This window comes from Sphingosinicella microcystinivorans (assembly GCF_003634215.1).
Classification (GTDB): domain Bacteria; phylum Pseudomonadota; class Alphaproteobacteria; order Sphingomonadales; family Sphingomonadaceae; genus Sphingosinicella; species Sphingosinicella microcystinivorans.
Window position 1 is genome coordinate 833,693 of the sequence record NZ_RBWX01000007.1, and the last position, 16,633, is coordinate 850,325.

Genomic DNA, 16,633 nt, shown 5'->3' on the forward strand with positions numbered 1-16,633 from the left:
CCTCAGGCGGCAGCGGCGGTCGTTGCCGCCGGCCAGTCTTTTCGCCGGTTGCTGCCGGCTTTCAGTTCATGCGCGATCTCGCGTTTATAAACATCGAAATCGAGCTGCATCGTGTGGCGGCGCGAGGCGTAGTAATGGCCCTGGTGCCGCGCTTCGTCCTCGCCGATCATGCGACGCATTGCGTCCGCATCCGGCAGGCCGTAGTCGCCGGTAAGCCATGCGGCGAGCAGTTTCGATTGCTGCTCGGCGAGGTTCACGAGCGTCGGCAGCGCCTGCGCGAGTCCCATGAACCAGAGATCCGCCCGTTCGGGGCGTATCATGCGCTTGAAAAGCCCGATGTGGTTGTCGACCACGGGCGCATCCGCGTCGCTCAGGAACGGAAACGCGATCTGGTAGCCGGTCGCGTAGACGATCGCATCGATCGCCTCGCTACTCCCGTCCTCGAAGCGCACGCTGTCGCCTTCGAGCGCCGCGATGTTCGGCTTCACCGTGATGTCGCCCGAACCGCAGCGCAGCAGGAATTCGGAGCTGACGGTCGGGTGCGCTTCGAGCGGCGCATGGTCGGGGGCGGGGAGACCGTAGCTTTCCATGCTTCCCACCGCGCGCTTCACCACGAACGCGGCGAGGCGGCGCTTGAGACCGATCGGCATCCATTCCGGCAGCGCCTGCTTGTCCGAAGGTTTGCCGCCCAGATATTTGGGCAGCACCCACACGCCGCGCCGCGCGGCGACGAACAGCTTCGCCGCCATCGGCCGCTGCGAAAGTTCGGAGGCGATATCCACGGCGCTGTTCCCGAGCCCGACAACGAGCACGCGCTTACCCACCATGTTCACGGGTTCGAACGGCGTGCGGTAGTTGTGGCTGTGGATCTGCGCCCCGTCGAAATGGCCGGGGAAAGCGGGAATGTTCGGCTTCCAGTGGTGCCCGTTCGCGACCACCAGCACGTCGTAGCGGCGCGTCTCGCCGCCGGCCTTGACCTCCCAGCCGCCGCCCTCAAGCGGCCGGCACGCCGTCACCTCGGTGTTGAAGCGGATGCGCTCCCGCAGCCCGAAACGATCGACATAGGCGTTGAAGTAGCTGTCAATCAGGCTGTGGTGCGGAAAGTCCGGCCAGTCCGCCGGCACCGGGAAATCCTCGAACTGCAGCCGCGTTTTCGATGTGTCGATGTGCAGAGACTGATAGCAGGCGGAAACGCCGTTCGGGTTGCCATAGGCCCAGTTGCCGCCGACGCGGTCGGACTTTTCGAAGATGTCGAAGGCGATGCCGTGGTCGGCGAGCCGCTTGGCGGTCGTGAAACCGCTGCAACCGGCGCCGATGATGCAGACCTTTGGTGCGGAAGCTCCCATGCCCCCAAATTCGGGTGAGGCGCCCGAAGCGTCAACTCACCCGAATCAATAGGGGAGGGCCTAGCCGAGGATTGACCGCAGCATCCACGCGGTTTTCTCGTGGTACTGCATCCGTGTAACGAGCAGATCGACCGAGACCTCGTCGCCCGCGTCCTCCACGGTGGAGAAAATCTTGCGCGCCGTGCGCGCGACCGCCTCGTGGCCCTCGGCGAGCTGCTTCACCATTTCCATGGCTTCGGGCGGCTGCTCGGGCGCTTCCTTGATGCTGGTAAGCTTGCCGAACGCGCTGTATCCGCCCGGCGCGAAGTGGCCGAGCGCGCGGATGCGTTCCGCGATCTCGTCGGTCGCAAGCCACAGCTCGTTGTACTGCGTCATGAACATCGCATGCAGCGACGTGAACATCGGGCCCGTGACGTTCCAGTGGAAATTGTGGGTCTTCAGGTACAACGAGTACGTGTCGGCAAGCACGTGGGCGAGGCCGTCAGCGATCTTGGCGCGGCCTTCCGGGGCGATGCCGATGTTGGATTCAGTGTCGGACATGATGTTTCCTTTCGTCGCTGCATAGTCGTGGAAACCGGAAACCACCGCCAATGGATTGTCTCATTGACTGCAATCAAAAACTTCAATGAAACAAAATCGTTTCAGGCTTTTTCCAGCGTGCATTGCAGCGGGTGCTGGTTCTGCCGTGCGAAATCGAGCACCTGGTTCACCTTGGTTTCGGCAACCTCGTAGGTGAACACGCCGCACAGGCCGACGCCTTTGTGGTGGACCTGCAGCATCACGCGCGTAGCGTCTTCGGTGGACATGCGGAAAAAGCGCCGCAGCGTTTCCACCACGAATTCCATCGGCGTATAATCGTCGTTCAGCATCAAGACCCTGTAAAGCGCCGGCTTTTTGGTCTTGGGCTTGGCCTTGGTCGCGACGCCGGTGTCCGTGCCGGAACCGTTCCGGTCGTCTGACTCGCGATCAGTCATTCATTCGCTCACTCACGAAGTTTCGCACACCGCCATGATATTGCAGGTGCGGCAGCGATAACAAGACCATGAACGAAAAGGGCGGCCGCAATCGCGACCGCCCTTTCACAAAAACGCCGTGGGTACGCTTACTTGGCGACCGCAACCGTCTTGAACTTGTCGGCCGCAACCGCGAAGCGGCTGGAGATCGGCTCGAACATGTCGTTCGAAAGCTTCACGAAAGCTTCGGTCATCTTGCTGCTGTCAGCGATGAACTTGTCGAACTGCGTGCGGGCGAAATCGCTCTGCAGCTGCAGAAGCTCGTTGGCGCTCTTGGCCGACGAGAACGACTTGAAGGCCGTCGTGGCGGCTTCGCCGTTCTTCTTGGCGAGTTCGAGCGCCGACTGCGTCAGCGTTTCGAAGCCCTTCGCGGCGATCTTGCCGGATTCGACGAACGCTTCGACGTTCTCGCGCGCAAAGCTGTTCAGCTCTTCGGCGGCCTTCGTGCTCTTTTCCATCGCTTCGCGGGTCTTCGTCTGGAACTGCTCGACGGCGGCCTTGCCCTGCGCCATCGCGGTTTCGGTCTGCTTCTTCACGTTTTCATTGATCGTCATGATGGATGCCTTCTGTTTCGGGGGGACGCTGGTCTTCGCGGATACATCTGCGGCGACCACTGATTTGGGTTTGGCGGCTTTCGGCGCGGGCGCTTTCGCGACCTTTGCCTCGACCTTTGCGGGAGCCGGTTTCGCCGGCTTCTCCGGGACTTTCGCGGTGGCCTTCGGGCTCACCTTCGGCTTCGCGGCGGGGGCGGGCGCGGCGGCTTTCGGCGCCGGTTTCGCTTCAACCTTGGCGGCGGGTGCGGCTTCTGCCTTCGGAGCGGCGGCAGGCTTCGCCGGCGCCGCGGTGACGGGTTCCACTTTCACTTCCACCTTTGCTGCTTCAGCCATCGTGACCTCCATGGGCGCACCTTATGCTGCACTGCAACATAGAGATGTCACCTCGACTCGTCAAGGCTTTTTGTGCACTGCAACATAAGTGAAATGTGAGGCCCGCTCAGGGTCGATCGAACTCAGTGCGACGCCGACAGTGCGGCAAGGCCGGAGGCGGAGAGCTGCGCGTTGATCGCTGCGACGAGCCGGTCGAGTGCCTCCTCCGACACGGCCTCGGCACGCGCAACGAGCACGTCCTGCGTGTTTGAAGCGCGCAGCAGCCACCAGCCGTCGGGCGTGTTGACGCGGGCGCCGTCGGTGCGGTTCACGTCCGCGCCGCTGGCTTCCAGCCGCGCCAGCACGTCTTCGATCACCGCGAACTTGCGTTCCTCGGAGCAGGGGAAGCGCAGCTCGGGCGTGTTCACCATTGCGGGCATCGCGCCGCGCAGGTCGGTGAGCGAACGACCGCTCCGGTCCACCGCGCCGATCAGGCGCACGGCGGCATAGATCGCATCGTCGAAGCCGTAATAGCGGTGCGCGAAGAAAATGTGTCCGCTCATCTCGCCGGCCACAGGCGCGCCGGTTTCCTTCATCTTCGCCTTGATCAGCGAATGGCCGGTCTTCCACATCAGCGGCTTGCCGCCAAGATCGGCGATGCGGTCGTAAAGCGCCTGGCTCGCCTTCACGTCGGCGATGATCGTCGCGCCCGGCACGTCGCGCAGCACGTCTTCGGCCAGGATCATCAGCAGCTGGTCGCCCCAGATGATGCGCCCGGTGCTGTCAATCGCGCCGATGCGGTCGCCGTCGCCATCGAAGGCGAGACCGAAATCCAGGCCTTTTTCAGCGACGACGCGGCGGAGGTCGGCGAGATTCTTCTCCTCGGTCGGGTCCGGGTGATGGTTCGGGAAGTTGCCGTCCACGTCCGTGAACAGCAGGTGGTGTTCTCCCGGCATCGCGGCGGTAAGCCGCTCGACGATCGGCCCGGCGGCGCCGTTGCCCGTGTCCCACGCGATGCGGAAGCCCCGCGCCGGTACGTCACCCAGCAGGCGCTGCACATACGCCTCGGACACATCGACCGTGCGATTGGACCCCGTGCCCGTTTCCCAGTCGCCCGCGGCGGCCATCGTGCCGATGCCCGTGATGTCGGCGCCGTAGAACGGCCCGTGACCGATCATCATCTTGAAGCCGTTGTAGTTGGGCGGATTGTGGCTGCCGGTGATCATCACGCCGCCGTCCGCATCCAGATGGTGCACGGCGAAGTAGAGCATCGGCGTCGGCCCGAGCCCGATGCGCAGCGCTTCGCAGCCCGTGTCTTCAAGCCCGCGCACCAGTGCCGCTTCCAGGGACGGCGAGGAATGGCGCCCGTCATAGCCGACCGCGACCTTGCTCCCGCCCGCGCGGCGCACGCGCGTGCCGAAGCCGCGCCCGATCGCGTAGGCGTCGTTTTCGCCCAGCGTTTCACCGATGATGCCGCGAATGTCGTATTCCCGAAGCGAGGTCGGGTGGAAGTCGTGCCGGTCCAAGTTACTGCCCTTATTGTCAGAATCGCGAAGCTATTGCGTCAACGGCCTTTAGAGCGAAGATGTTTCAGGAGCGTATCCCTCGCTGCGTTGACCCGTGCCGAGGCTTCGGCGGAGCCGCCCTTGTCCGGGTGCACCTCGGCGATCAGCCGCCGCCATGCCGCATTGATCTCCACCGCGCCGGCACCGGGGGAGACACCGAGCATCCGCCCCGCTTCTTCGGGTGAGATGTCCGGTTGTGAGCGGCGTACGCGCTGTCCCGCCGCCAGCCACGCGGTCACGGCGCCAACGATGAGCGCACCGAGCCATTGTCCGGTCAACAGCAGGCGCAGCGCGAGTGCCACGCCCGCCGCCGCGCCGACCCAGCGCAGCCGCGCCGCTGTCAGTGCACCTGCATACCACAGCGCGCCGAGCGCTCCCCCCGCAAGGGCGAGGACCACGATCATCAGCTGGCGAGGCTCTGGGCTTCTTCGGCTTCGGGGAGGGCCAGGCTCGCGATAAGCTCGCGCAGCTCGTTGCGCGCGGCGATGTGGCTCATGTTCACATCGTCGATGACGCCGATGTCGAGCAGAGTGAGGCCGCGCGGGAAGAGTTCGCGGTAGATGACGCGTTCGGAAAGGCCGGGCGCGATGCGGAAGCCGATCCGCTTGGAAAGCTCGTCGAGTGCGCCGCCCACGCGAATCATGTTCTTCGCGGCGAGCGAGGACATGCGGTTCCGCACGACGACCCAGTCCACCGATCCGCCGTCGGTCTTTGCGCGCGCTTTGCGCGCGTCCCAGATCAGTTCGGCGTAGAAGCTCGGGCGCTTCACCTTGAATGTTTCCGGGTCGACCTGGCCGATCAGGTCGAAGTCGACGAAGCTGTCGTTCATCGGCGTGATCAGCGTGTCTGCGCGGCCGAGCGCGACGCGGGACAAGGGGCTGTCGCGGCCGGGCGTGTCCACCACGATCACGTCCACCACCGGCGCCCATGCATCGAGCGTGGTGCGGAGCAGTGTTTCGCTGTGGCTGTCGTTGTCGTCGATCACCTGAAGGCGTGGCGTCTTGAGGCCGAGGCCGTGTCCGTCCGAGAAGTTCTGCCGGTTTTCCATGTAGCGCGTGAACGTGCGCTGGCGCGAATCGAGGTCGATGGCGGCGACCTTGCGGCCGCTGTGCATCAGCGCGACGGCGATATGGACAGCGGTCGTGGACTTGCCGGTCCCGCCTTTTTCATTGCCAAGAACGATGACATGGGCTTTGGCCATAAAACGAACGCGCCCCCGATGGCTGGATTCCGTTTAACGGCGGACTGTTTCATGCACGGGCGCCGGGGAGTCAATCGAGGAGAGGCAAGATTCCGGAGGCTTTCGAAACCGTACGGACGGTCGCCGCACTCCGCGCGCGCGTACGCGCATGGAATGCGGCGGGGCAGCGCGTGGCGCTGGTGCCCACGATGGGCGCGCTCCACGCCGGGCATCTCGCGCTCGTCGCGGCTGGTCTCGCCCGCGCTGACAGGGTCGTCGCCAGCATCTTCGTAAACCCCACGCAGTTCGGTCCGAACGAGGATTTTTCCCGCTATCCACGCCGCGAGGCAGAGGATGCAGCGGCGCTGGGCGGGGCAGGGTGCCACCTCCTGTTCGCGCCTGCGGTTGAGGAGATGTACCCGGCGGGCTTTGCAAGCAGCGTTCAGGTCGCCGGCCTCACCGCCGAGCTCGACGGCGCGCACCGGCCCGGCCATTTCGACGGTGTGGCAACCGTGGTGTCGAAGCTCCTCAATCAGGCCGGGGCCGATTTCGCTATGTTCGGCGAGAAGGACTATCAGCAGCTCCTCACGGTCCGCCGCATGGCCGCCGACCTCGACATCCCGACAGAAATCGTCGGCGTTCCCACCGTGCGCGAGGCGGATGGGCTCGCCCTCTCGTCGCGCAATGCATACCTTTCGGCGGAGGAACGCGCCCGCGCCGCGCTGTTCCCGAAGACGCTTATGGCCGCGCGCGATGCGATCCGCGCCGGGGCGGCGGTCGAAACCGTGCTCGCGGAGGCCGAAGCGGCGCTGCGCGCGGCGGGGTTCTTGCCTGATTACGTAGCGCTTCGCGATGCCGAAACACTGTTGCCGGTGACTGCTCTGGATCGCCCGGCGCGCATCCTGTCAGCAATAAGACTCGGTTCAACGCGTCTTATCGACAATCTGGCCGTCTAACGCGCCATTTTCCGCCCGCGTTAACTTTTCATTAGGAATTCTCAATAACTATTAACGCCGTTGCAGGAGGCCCGGCGGATATCCTCGATCATGCAGGATTCCAGCCGTTTGCAGCGGAGCATTCTCGATGCAGGACTGGCTGGCGGATGTCATGGAGCCCCCGGGGGAGGATCTTCCCGGCCGGGCGATCGATGCCGCGATCCGGCCCGCCGAGCTTCTCGCCCGCGCCGACATCGCGCTTTGCCTTACCGGCGGGGTTGCCGTCGTGATGGGCTCGGAGCCGATCGGCCGCATTTCCGGGCCTCAGCTTGCGCAGGTGCTTGCTCGCGCTGTGGACGCCGGGGAGCGCGAGGCCCGCAGCGCGCGCGACGAGGTGCGCCGCCTCCGCCGCGACCGCAGGATGCTCGCCGCCAATCTCAGCCACGAACTCAAAACCCCGATCAACGCCATCGCGGGCTACAGCGAGCTCATCGCGCTCGGCCTCGAAAACGGTCGCACGCACGCTGCGGCCAGCCAGAACGCGGTGATCTGGGAAGCGGCGCAGGGCATGCTCTCGACGCTCGATTCCATTCTCGATCTTGCCCGCATAGAGGCGGACGCCGCGCCGCTCAACGAAACCGATGTCGATCTCCGCCAGCTTGCCGCGTCCGTTCTCCGTATGCTCGCGACCATGGCCGAGGCGCGCGGTGCGAGTGTCGCGATCGAGATGGCGTCGGATCTGCCGTCTCTTCATGCCGACGCGCGGATGCTTCGCCAGATCCTCGTCAATCTCGCCAGCAACGCGCTCAAGTACGGCGGCGAGAAGGTGAAGCTCACCATCGCCGCGCGTGTCGACCGTGCGGATCGCATGCTCATAGAAGTGCGCGACAACGGCCCGGGCATGTCGCCCCGCGCGATGGAAACGGCGATGAAGCCGTTCGCGCGCGGGCAGGATGACAAGAACATGCTGGCGGGCAGCGGCCTTGGCCTGCCGCTCGTCAAGGCGCTCGCGGAGCTGCACGAGGCGAGCTTCAAGCTGCTTTCTTCGCCGGGCAGGGGCACCCGCGCCGTGGTCACCATGCCGCCCGGGCGCGTGCGTCTGGCGCACAGCGGCCGTCAGGAAGCCTTCGCGTTCCGCCGGGCCAATTCGCTGTTCGGCTGATTCGCGGCTGATTTCCGTAATTTTTCGGTGTTAACCATTTCTTGAACAAGCCACGCCAAATCTTCCCACGTTGAGGGGGATTTTCGAATGGCAAGTCATCCAGTCACAGAAGTCCAGTTTATTCACGCGCAGATGGCGGCGGCGATGGCCGGTCAGCCCGATGCGTATTACGAACTCGGCGTTGCCTATGCGGTCGGCCGCAATGGCGTCGACATCGATCTCGTCGAAGCGCACAAATGGTTCAATCTCGCCGCCATGTCCGGCGACGAGCGCGCCCAGCTAGATCGCAGCGAGGTTGCGGCGTCGATGACGCCCGCCGAGGTCGCCGCGGCACAGCGCGAGGCCCGTGCGTTCCTGATGCAGACTCGCCACTAGCATTTGTCCGAATCGCTGCAAGCCTGAGAAATCAGGCGCTTGGGGCTTGCAAATAAAGCGAAATGGCCGCTTGCTACACCTGCTGGCGTGAACAGCAGGAGGACGGGCGCGTTGGCAACGCGATTTTCCGGAAAAGTCTCGGAAATCAAAACATTTCCGCTATCGCCTTCCGAGTCGCTTGAAGGCGAGCTTGCCGTGCTGCGCGCCGAACTGGCCCGCGAGACAGCGCTTCGCAAGCGCTACGAAACGCAGCTCAGGCAATTTTCCGCATCGCTGCCCGTCGTGATCTGGATGGCGGACGCGGATCGCCGCCTCCGTTTCGTCAGCGACAATTGGTACGCGATCACCGGCACGGGACCCGATCAGCTCGAAAGCTGGGTTTTCACGATGCACGAGGAGGATCGCCTCACCGTGCCGGGCGAAATCCATGCCGCGGCGGACCGGCGGGAGCGGTTCGCGATCGAATATCGCATCCTGAAGGCCGACGGCACGATCGCGTGGGTGCTCAACGTCGGCGCGCCCAAGTTCGATGAATGCGGCCGCTACGATGGCTATGTCGGCGCCGTCATGGATGTGAGCGAGCGCCGCGCCGCCACCGAAACGCTGCAGGACCTCGAAACGCGGCTTTCACTCGCGCTTGATGGCACCCGCGTTGGTGTGTGGGACTGGGACATCGCCTCGGGCGACGTTTGGCTCAGCGACAGCGCGCTCGCGATCCAGGGCTATGCCGTGGGCGAGGTGAAGGGCCACGCTGCGGGCTTCTCCGACTATATTCACCCCGACGATCTTGAGGAGCATACGCGCAGGATCACCGCGTGCCTCAAGGACGAGCAGCCGATGGTGAACCTCGAACATCGCCTGCGCTGCAAGGATGGCGGATGGGTCTGGGTCGCTGAGCGCAGCCGCGTTGTCGAGCGCGATGCGCAGGGGCGTGCGCTGCGCATGATCGGCACGCGCACAGACATCAGCGATCAGCGCGAGCGTGACGAACGTCTGCGCTGGCTCGCCGCGCACGACGTACTCACAGAGCTGCCGAACCGTGGCCGTTTTCAGGAGCTTCTGCTCGCAGCGATGCGCGAAACGGATGCGCGCGGCGGCCGCATGGCGCTGATGCTGGTCGATCTCGATCACTTCAAGGCGGTGAACGACGGTTTCGGCCACGATGCGGGGGACGCGCTGCTGCGCCGCGCCGCCCGGCGGCTTCGCGATGCGTTTACGACCGGCTCGGTGTCGCGTCTTGGCGGCGACGAGTTCGCCATCCTCCTTCCGGATGCGGGACGGCACAGCGAGGAGGTGATGGCGCTTGCGGCGCAGGCGGTTCGTGCTGGAACGACCGACAGCGGAGAGCCGGGGGAAAGCACCGCCAGCGTCGGTGTCGCGTTCTACCCCGATCACGCGGGAAATGCGGCGGATCTCACCAAGGCCGCCGATGTCGCGCTCTACATGGCGAAGCAGGCGGGTCGCGCCTGCGCACGGCTCTATGAACCGCGCCGGTAGGGCGTGAAGCTTTCCATCGCGCGTATGTCCGCCGCGATCGCCGGGCGTTCGCGGTCCAGATAGTCCTCGATCGCACGTCTCAGCGCCGGGTGCTCGATATGATGCGCCGAGGTCGTCACCACAGGCACGTAGCCCCGTGCCAGCTTGTGCGGTCCCTGCGCGCCAGCCTCGACCCGGGCGAGGCCGTGCGTGATCGCGTAGTCGATGGCCTGATAGTAGCAGAGCTCGAAGTGCAGGAATGGCAGGTCGCGCACCGCCCCCAGTAGCGCCCGTAAAGACAGTCCCCGCCGATGAAGTTGAGCGCGCCCGCCACGGGCGTGTCGCCGTCCATGGCGAGCACCAGCAGCACGCGCTCCGCCATCCGTTCGCCGATCAGGCTGAAGAACGCGCGTGTCAGATAGGGATGTCCCCATTTGCGGCTGCCCGTGTCCTGATAGAACTCCCAAAACGCGTCCCAGTGCGCCTCGCGTATGTCCGCGCCTGAAAGCGCCACGATGCGAAGGCCGCTCTCCGCCGCTTCACGCCGTTCGCGACGGATGGTCTTGCGCTTGCGCGACGCGAGGTTGCCGAGGAAGTCTTCGAAGCTGCCGTATCCCGCGTTGTGCCAGTGGAATTGCTCGGTGTGCCGGATCAGCCAGCCCGCCGCATCGAACAGCGGCACCTGCTCGGGCGCGATGAAGGTGGCGTGCGCGGACGAGATCTGCTGGCGCGCGCAGAACTGTTCGATCCCGGCGATCAGCGCGGGCGCGAAGGCTGCATCCTTCAGCAGCAGGCGGGGGCCTGTTGCCGGGGTGAACGGCACCGCCATCTGGTACTTGGGGTAATAACGCCCGCCCGCGCGTTCGAATGCGTCCGCCCAGCCGTGGTCGAACACATATTCGCCCTGCGAGTGCGATTTCGCATAGGCGGGCGCGATGCCAAGGACGCCGCCGTCCGCATCTTCCAGCACTGCATGCGCCGCCTGCCATCCGGCGGCGGCAACCGCGCTCCCGGATTCCTCGAGCGCGCGGATGAAGGCGTGCAGCGTGAACGGATTATTGTCCCCCGCGCAGGCGTTCCATTCGGCCGCGGAAATGTCCGCTGCCGACGTTACGATCCGGAAAGTCGCCGGCGTGCCGGTCATGCGTGTTCCGGGGTGTCCTCGAAAATGATCTGGTCGGCGTACGCCTGTGCCCGCCCACGCTCCTCGTCGTCGCGCACCGTCCAGGTCAGTATCGGGCGGCCCTTGCGGCGCTGGCGTTCGGCGAAGCCGAAGGGCAACGCATTGATATCGCAGGCGATGAAGTGCGGCCGCGTGGCACGGGTGGCGAGAGTGCGGGAAAGCCATCCGCGCAGCCCCGCGTTGCCGCTGCCGTCTTTCGTCACCACGAGCCCGCGCACGGTCTGGGGGCTATGCTCGCGGAACCAGCGCACGATGCGCGGATCGAACGACATCACCGCCGTCCATCCGTTCGATCCTTCCAGGGCCCGGCGCACCGCGCGGCAAAGGCTGCCATAGCCCCGCCGCCCGGGCGATTTCACCTCCACCAGTGTGGGAACCCGCCCGCCGATTTCGCTCAGCACCTCGCGCAGCGTGCGGATTGGCTCGTCGGTCCCGGAAAGACGAAACGCGGCGAGTTCGCCCGTCGTCAGGTCGGAGATGCGTCCGCCGGCGTTGACGAGGCGCGGCAGCTCCGCGTCGTGAAACACCACCGCGTCCTTGTCCTTGGTCAGCCGGACATCGAGTTCGATGCCATAGCCCGCCGCAATCGCGCGTTCGAACGCGGCCCGGCTGTTTTCGGGCACGGCCTCCGCGCCGTGAAGTCCCCTGTGTGCAAAGGGCCGGCGTGTCAGGAAATCAAGGTCGCGGGTGGTGTGTCGCAGCATCCGGTTCCGTTCAGACCTTCACGGCAATCACGGCATCGATCTCAACCGCAACGCCAAGCGGCAGGGCGGGGACGCCGACTGCGCTGCGCGCGTGTCGTCCCGCGTCTCCGAGAACCTCGACCATAAAGTCGCTGCATCCGTTGGCAACCTTCGGCTGGTCGAAGAAATTGGCCGTGCTCGAAACGAATGCGCCGAGCTTCAGCACGCGTTCGACGCGGTCGAGGCTGCCGAGCGCCGCCTGTGCCTGCGCAAGGATGCCGATGCCGCAGAGACGCGCCGCCGCCTGACCGGCTGCAACGTCCACGTCCTCGCCAAGGCGGCCGAGAACGAGCGTGCCGTCCTCCCGGAAGGGAAGCTGGCCGGAGATGTAGAGCATGTTCCCGTGCAGAACCGTCGGCACGTAATTGGCCGCCGGAGCGGCGGCTTTCGGCAGCGTGATTCCAAGTTCGGCGAGACGCGCTTCAATACTCATAACCGGAAATTTCCCTTCGTTGCTTTCGGGTCGTCAGCGCGCCGCCTGCCGCAGCAGGTACGGTAATGCCTGAGACCAGATATCGATCCGTGCGTGCGCATCGTCTGCGGCCGGGATCAGGGGCCTCAGCTCCGGATCAGCGACCATGTGCAGCCTGTGCACGTGCGGTGCATCCCGCTTTACCGAACTGTGGTGCGGCGGCAAGTCGTCGATGAACACCGCGGCGTCACGCCCGTGCTCGCGCATCAGCGTGGTCACGGCAGGCCCTTTGGGGCCGTCGTTCACGTAAACGGGGAAGGGCATCCCAAGCGCGGCGATTTGGGCGCGGCGGCGGTCGCGGTAAGCGTCGCGGATATTGGTGAGGATGACGATCTCGTAGGGGTCGGAAAGCGCGGCCAGCGCCTCGACCGCACCTTCCACGACCGGTTGCCCCTCCATCGCGTCTGCAAAGAAACCGTCGACGAGCGTGCGCACGTCCGTCTTGTCGACAAAGCTGCCGTCGGCCTTGCGCCGGATGTTGCCGGAAAGCGCGAAGCTCTCGAAGTTTAGTTCGAGCGCGTGGGCGGTGTCGAGATAGGTGCGAAATGGCGCCGCGAAGTGCAGCAGTACCTCGTCGCAGTCACAAATAAGAAGCGGCTTCGTCATTGCCCGAGCATCCCGCGCGCCGACGCGAGTCGGGCAGGCTCGGTGCCGATCGCTTCGGCGCAGGCAATGAAGTCGGCTTCGTGCGCGGCAAGGAAATCGAGCGTCGCGCCTAGAATTTCCGCGCTTCCGGCGCGCGCGCGCAGCGTTGACGCGTCGAGTCCGGTCAGTGCCAGAAGGCGCGGCCCGAGCCGATCGTCGCTCGCGACCCACGCCAGGGCATGCAGCGCCATAACCTCGGCCTCCTCGGGCGTTAAGACTGTTTGGTAAGAGGTCATTAACTCTGGACAATTAGGATTGTATAAACCATTCGCCAAGGCGATTGTTCAGCAAGCCTATCCGCGGGGCCAATTTACGCGCACAGGCTTGCGAAGAGGGGACCATGCAGAAGACCGTCCTCGTCGTCGAGGATAATGACCTCAACATGAAGCTGTTTTGCGACCTTCTGGAAGCGCACGGCTATCGCACGATGAAAACGCGCGATGGGCGCAGCGTGCCCGATCTGGTGCGTGCGGACCGCCCCGATCTCATCCTCATGGACATTCAGCTTCCCGAAGTTTCGGGGCTGGAGGTCACCGGCTGGCTGAAAAGCGACGCGGCGCTGAGCGACATTCCCGTCGTTGCGGTCACGGCGTTCGCGATGAAGGGCGATGAAGAGCGCATCAAGGCCGGCGGCTGCGAAGCGTATATCGCGAAGCCGATCTCGGTGATGCGCTTTATCGAAACCGTCCGCCAGTACGCTTAGAGCGACCGGGCGGGAAGGAAAGGCGGCGAGGCCGCCTTACTTGATCTTCGCTTCCTTGAAATCCACGTGCTTGCGCACGACGGGATCGTACTTGCGGAAGGTGAACTTCTCGGTCTGCGTGCGCGGGTTCTTCTTCGTCACATAGAAGAAGCCGGTGTCGGCGGAGCTGACGAGCTTGATCTTGACGGTCGTTGGTTTGGCCATGGCGCGGCAGTCCTTGCGCTTGATCTCTGGTGGTTCAAAAAAGAACGCGGCGTTTGAGCGCCGCGCTTACCGGCGGGCTAATGCCGAAAACACGCTCTTGAGTCAAGCGAAGTCACAGCATCCGTGCCGCAAGCGCCTTGACGGGAAGAACCGCAACGCCTGCAATCAGCATCCCCTATTCGGACATGCGGCACGTTCACCGGTCCTTATGCGACTTTGATGGCCCTCGAGCGCATGGGAGGAAAGCCAAGGCTGGCTGCTTAACCGTGTTCTAACGACTTTCCCACTAAGCTTGGCGCATGATCGACGAAGACTTCGAATCGCTCCATCAGGAGCTTTCCGACAAGCTGGAGGATATCCAGCTTCTCCTGCTCGCGGGAAGCCATGCCGAGGTGCGGCGCCAGCTGCATTCGCTGAAGGGTCTCGCGAAGGCGTTCGGTTTCAGCGACTTCGCCGCGGAAGTTCACGCCGCGGAGGAAACGCTGGCGAACGTCACCACGCTGCAGCCGCGCATCGATCGCATGTTCCGCCTGCTCGACGCGGCGTAAGTCCTACCGTTTCCGTCGTACCTTGCCCGTGCCCTTCGGCAGCGGCGGGCGCCCCTTGCGCTGCGGCGGCGGCCGCTTTCCGGCACGCGGCGCCGGGCCATCGGGAAACTCGAAGCGCAGCGCGCCGCTGATCGGATTCGCGTCCGCGAGCCTCAGTTCCAGCCGCTGACCAACATGGTAAGTCACGCCCGTCGTCAGCCCCTCGATCGTCTTGGTCGACTCGTCGAAGTGGAAGCGCTCCGCGCCCAGCATCGACATGGGGATCAGCCCGTCGCCGCCCACGCCCTCAACGCTCGCGAACAGCCCGAAGCGGGTCACGCCGCTGATCCGCGTGCGGACGATCTGGCCCACATGCTGCGCGAGGTAGGCGGCAACGTATCGGTCGATCGTGTCGCGCTCCGCCTCCATCGCCCGCCGCTCGGTCATCGAGATGTGCTCGGCGGTGCGGGGCAGGGCGCGCATTTCCTCGTCGGTCAGCCCGCCCTCGCCGAGCTTGTAGGCCCGCACCAGCGCCCGGTGGACCAGCGTGTCCGAATAGCGCCGGATCGGCGAGGTGAAATGCGCGTAGCTGCCGAGCGCGAGGCCGAAGTGGCCGAGGTTGTCGGTGCCGTAAAACGCCTGCGCCTGGCTGCGCAGCACCTGCTCGGAGACCTGTTCGAGCAGCGCCGGCTCGGTGATCCGCGCGAGCAGCCGGTTGAACGTCGTCGGCGTCACCACCTGCCCGAGCGAGAGGCTGAGCCCCAAAGACTTCACATAATCGGACAGCGCGACCAATTTCTCCCGGCTCGGTCGTTCGTGGGTGCGGTACACCACCGGCGATGCCTTCGCCTCCAGCGCCTTCGCCGCTGCGACGTTCGCCGCGATCATGAAGTCCTCGATCAGCTGATGCGACGGCAAGTGTTCGCGCACGCGGATTTCCGCGATCCGGCCCTTCTCGTCGAGGATGACGCGCCGCTCCGGCATGTTGAGCGCCAGCGGATCGCGCTTGTCTCGCGCCGCCTTGAGCGCCGTCCACGCCGCCCACAGCGGCCGCAGCACGCCTTCGGTCAGCGCGTGCTCGATCTTCCCGTCGATCGCCTCCTGCACCGTCTCGTAGGCAAGGTTCGCGACGCCGTGCATCACCGCCCGTGTGAAGCGCCAGTCCTTCACCGTGCCGTCGCTCGCGATCGTCAGGTGGCAGGCGAGCACCGCTTTGTCTTCGTTCGCGTTCAGCGAGCACGCATCGGTTGAAAGCGCCTCGGGCAGCATCGGCACCACCCGGTCGGGGAAGTATACGCTGTTCCCCCGTTCGCGCGCCTCGCGGTCGATCGCGCTGCCGGGGCGAACGTAGAAGCTCACGTCCGCGATCGCCACGATCGCCTTGAAGCCCCCGGTGTTGCCGGGATCGTCGTCCGCAGCCGCCCACACCGCGTCGTCGTGGTCGCGCGCGTCGGCGGGGTCGATGGTGAGCAGCGGCAGATCGCGCAGGTCCTCGCGGTCGCCCAGCGGCAGCTTCGCCGCTTTCGCCGCCTCGGCCTCCGCTTCCTCGGAGAAGGCGTTCGGAATGCCCTTTTCGTGGATCGCGATCAGCGAAAAGCTGCGCGGCGCCATCGGATCGCCCAGCCGCTGCACGACGCGGCCCGCTGCGCGCGCGCCACGCCCGGATTGCTCGGCGAGCACGAGGTCGCCTGCGTCCGCCTCGCCGATATCGGTGATCTTCAGGTCGAAACGGAGTCTTTTGTCCGTCGGCACGAGGAACCAGCCAGAAGCATCGCGCCTCAGCACGCCGAGCATCGCGTCTTCGGACGATGCGCCGATCTTCTTCATCACGTGCGCAAGGTGCCCGCGCCCGGTTTCCTCGATGCGCGCAAGGATGCGGTCTCCCATGCCGAGCGCCGCACGTTTCCGCCCTTCGACGACGCGCACCTTCGGCGCGGGCGTGTCGTTCGGCCAGTTTTCCGGCACGGCGACCGCGCGTCCGCCCTCGATGCCGACGATCTTCAGCACCGTCACCTTGGGCAGCCCACCGCCCTTGTGGAAGGCGCGGCCCGGCCCGCTATCGAGCAGGCCTTCGTTCGCCATGTCTTTCAGAAGCGCTTTCAGCAGGATCTTGTCCTGCGCGGTCAGCCCGAAGGCCTTGGCGATCTCGCGCTTGCCGACGGGCGAGGAGGACTCCTCGACGAAGCTCAGGATCTGTTCGCGGGTCGGGAGGCCGGGGGAGGGACGTTTCGCCATTCC

General features: G+C 65.2%; 19 protein-coding genes and 1 pseudogene. 6 read left to right on the plus strand and 14 right to left on the minus strand.

Annotation, left to right across the window (positions count from 1 at the left end; all coding sequences use genetic code 11):
- Nucleotides 1–2 precede the first annotated feature (2 nt).
- The 7 genes from DFR51_RS04160 to DFR51_RS04190 form a co-directional block, all read right to left on the minus strand.
- On the minus strand, nucleotides 3–1,346 hold the full coding sequence (locus DFR51_RS04160; RefSeq protein WP_121047749.1) for a flavin-containing monooxygenase: 1,344 nt from the start codon (nucleotides 1,344–1,346) through the stop codon (nucleotides 3–5).
- Between the two features lie 60 nt (nucleotides 1,347–1,406).
- Nucleotides 1,407–1,886 carry a Dps family protein gene (locus DFR51_RS04165; protein ID WP_121049749.1) on the minus strand — a complete coding sequence of 160 codons (480 nt, stop codon included), beginning with the start codon at nucleotides 1,884–1,886 and terminating at the stop codon, nucleotides 1,407–1,409.
- Between the two features lie 101 nt (nucleotides 1,887–1,987).
- Complete coding sequence (gene clpS / locus DFR51_RS04170) at nucleotides 1,988–2,320, minus strand: ATP-dependent Clp protease adapter ClpS (protein ID WP_121047750.1); 333 nt, start codon at nucleotides 2,318–2,320, stop codon at nucleotides 1,988–1,990.
- A gap of 128 nt (nucleotides 2,321–2,448) precedes the next feature.
- Nucleotides 2,449–3,246 (minus strand): phasin family protein, encoded by a 798-nt coding sequence (locus tag DFR51_RS19110; RefSeq protein WP_160119159.1) that lies wholly within the window; start codon nucleotides 3,244–3,246, stop codon nucleotides 2,449–2,451.
- Between the two features lie 122 nt (nucleotides 3,247–3,368).
- Nucleotides 3,369–4,751 (minus strand): phosphoglucomutase/phosphomannomutase PgmG, encoded by a 1,383-nt coding sequence (gene pgmG / locus DFR51_RS04180; protein ID WP_121047752.1) that lies wholly within the window; start codon nucleotides 4,749–4,751, stop codon nucleotides 3,369–3,371.
- A 38-nt stretch (nucleotides 4,752–4,789) separates the two neighbouring features.
- The gene (locus DFR51_RS04185) at nucleotides 4,790–5,194 is read right to left on the minus strand and encodes a J domain-containing protein (protein WP_121047753.1); all 405 of its coding nucleotides are present in this window, start codon (nucleotides 5,192–5,194) and stop codon (nucleotides 4,790–4,792) included.
- A complete protein-coding gene (locus DFR51_RS04190; protein ID WP_121047754.1) occupies nucleotides 5,194–5,991 on the minus strand; it encodes a division plane positioning ATPase MipZ in 798 nt (265 codons plus the stop codon). The genes DFR51_RS04185 and DFR51_RS04190 overlap by 1 nt, the downstream gene beginning before the upstream one ends.
- A gap of 89 nt (nucleotides 5,992–6,080) precedes the next feature.
- On the opposite strand from DFR51_RS04190, the gene panC reads away from it, so the two are divergent.
- From panC to DFR51_RS04210, 4 genes are all read left to right on the plus strand, one after another.
- Entirely contained in the window at nucleotides 6,081–6,926 is an 846-nt protein-coding gene (panC, locus tag DFR51_RS04195; protein ID WP_121047755.1) for a pantoate--beta-alanine ligase, read from the plus strand.
- Nucleotides 6,927–7,053: 127 nt separating this feature from the next.
- Nucleotides 7,054–8,067: a sensor histidine kinase gene (locus tag DFR51_RS04200; RefSeq protein WP_121047756.1), complete on the plus strand. Its 1,014-nt coding sequence runs from the start codon at nucleotides 7,054–7,056 to the stop codon at nucleotides 8,065–8,067.
- 87 nt (nucleotides 8,068–8,154) lie between these two features.
- Nucleotides 8,155–8,442 carry an SEL1-like repeat protein gene (locus tag DFR51_RS04205; protein ID WP_121047757.1) on the plus strand — a complete coding sequence of 96 codons (288 nt, stop codon included), beginning with the start codon at nucleotides 8,155–8,157 and terminating at the stop codon, nucleotides 8,440–8,442.
- A gap of 195 nt (nucleotides 8,443–8,637) precedes the next feature.
- Nucleotides 8,638–9,939 (plus strand): GGDEF domain-containing protein, encoded by a 1,302-nt coding sequence (locus DFR51_RS04210; RefSeq protein WP_147423394.1) that lies wholly within the window; start codon nucleotides 8,638–8,640, stop codon nucleotides 9,937–9,939.
- Here the strand turns inward: DFR51_RS04210 and DFR51_RS04215 are convergent.
- The 5 genes and pseudogenes from DFR51_RS04215 to DFR51_RS04235 form a co-directional block, all read right to left on the minus strand.
- Nucleotides 9,921–11,062, minus strand: a pseudogene (locus tag DFR51_RS04215) (GNAT family N-acetyltransferase). The gene DFR51_RS04210 and the pseudogene DFR51_RS04215 overlap by 19 nt on opposite strands.
- On the minus strand, nucleotides 11,059–11,805 hold the full coding sequence (locus DFR51_RS04220) for a glycerophosphodiester phosphodiesterase family protein (RefSeq protein ID WP_121047759.1): 747 nt from the start codon (nucleotides 11,803–11,805) through the stop codon (nucleotides 11,059–11,061). The pseudogene DFR51_RS04215 and the gene DFR51_RS04220 overlap by 4 nt, the downstream one beginning before the upstream one ends.
- A 10-nt stretch (nucleotides 11,806–11,815) precedes the next feature.
- Nucleotides 11,816–12,277, minus strand: coding sequence for a RidA family protein (locus DFR51_RS04225; RefSeq protein ID WP_121047760.1), 462 nt, complete (start codon nucleotides 12,275–12,277; stop codon nucleotides 11,816–11,818).
- Between the two features lie 33 nt (nucleotides 12,278–12,310).
- Nucleotides 12,311–12,922, minus strand: a complete 612-nt coding sequence (locus DFR51_RS04230; RefSeq protein WP_121047761.1) for an HAD family hydrolase — start codon at nucleotides 12,920–12,922, stop codon at nucleotides 12,311–12,313.
- Nucleotides 12,919–13,197: a DUF3572 domain-containing protein gene (locus DFR51_RS04235; protein WP_121047762.1), complete on the minus strand. Its 279-nt coding sequence runs from the start codon at nucleotides 13,195–13,197 to the stop codon at nucleotides 12,919–12,921. Before DFR51_RS04235 ends, DFR51_RS04230 begins: the two co-directional genes overlap by 4 nt.
- A gap of 104 nt (nucleotides 13,198–13,301) precedes the next feature.
- Between DFR51_RS04235 and DFR51_RS04240 the strand changes: the two genes are divergently transcribed.
- The gene (locus tag DFR51_RS04240) at nucleotides 13,302–13,664 is read left to right on the plus strand and encodes a response regulator (RefSeq protein ID WP_121047763.1); all 363 of its coding nucleotides are present in this window, start codon (nucleotides 13,302–13,304) and stop codon (nucleotides 13,662–13,664) included.
- Between the two features lie 36 nt (nucleotides 13,665–13,700).
- On the opposite strand, the gene rpmG is transcribed toward DFR51_RS04240, so the two are convergent.
- The gene (gene rpmG, locus DFR51_RS04245; RefSeq protein ID WP_121047764.1) at nucleotides 13,701–13,868 is read right to left on the minus strand and encodes a 50S ribosomal protein L33; all 168 of its coding nucleotides are present in this window, start codon (nucleotides 13,866–13,868) and stop codon (nucleotides 13,701–13,703) included.
- Between the two features lie 299 nt (nucleotides 13,869–14,167).
- Between rpmG and DFR51_RS04250 the strand changes: the two genes are divergently transcribed.
- Entirely contained in the window at nucleotides 14,168–14,416 is a 249-nt protein-coding gene (locus DFR51_RS04250) for an Hpt domain-containing protein (protein ID WP_121047765.1), read from the plus strand.
- A gap of 3 nt (nucleotides 14,417–14,419) precedes the next feature.
- Here the strand turns inward: DFR51_RS04250 and rnr are convergent, their stop codons facing one another.
- On the minus strand, nucleotides 14,420–16,630 hold the full coding sequence (gene rnr, locus DFR51_RS04255; protein WP_121047766.1) for a ribonuclease R: 2,211 nt from the start codon (nucleotides 16,628–16,630) through the stop codon (nucleotides 14,420–14,422).
- Nucleotides 16,631–16,633: the final 3 nt, after the last annotated feature.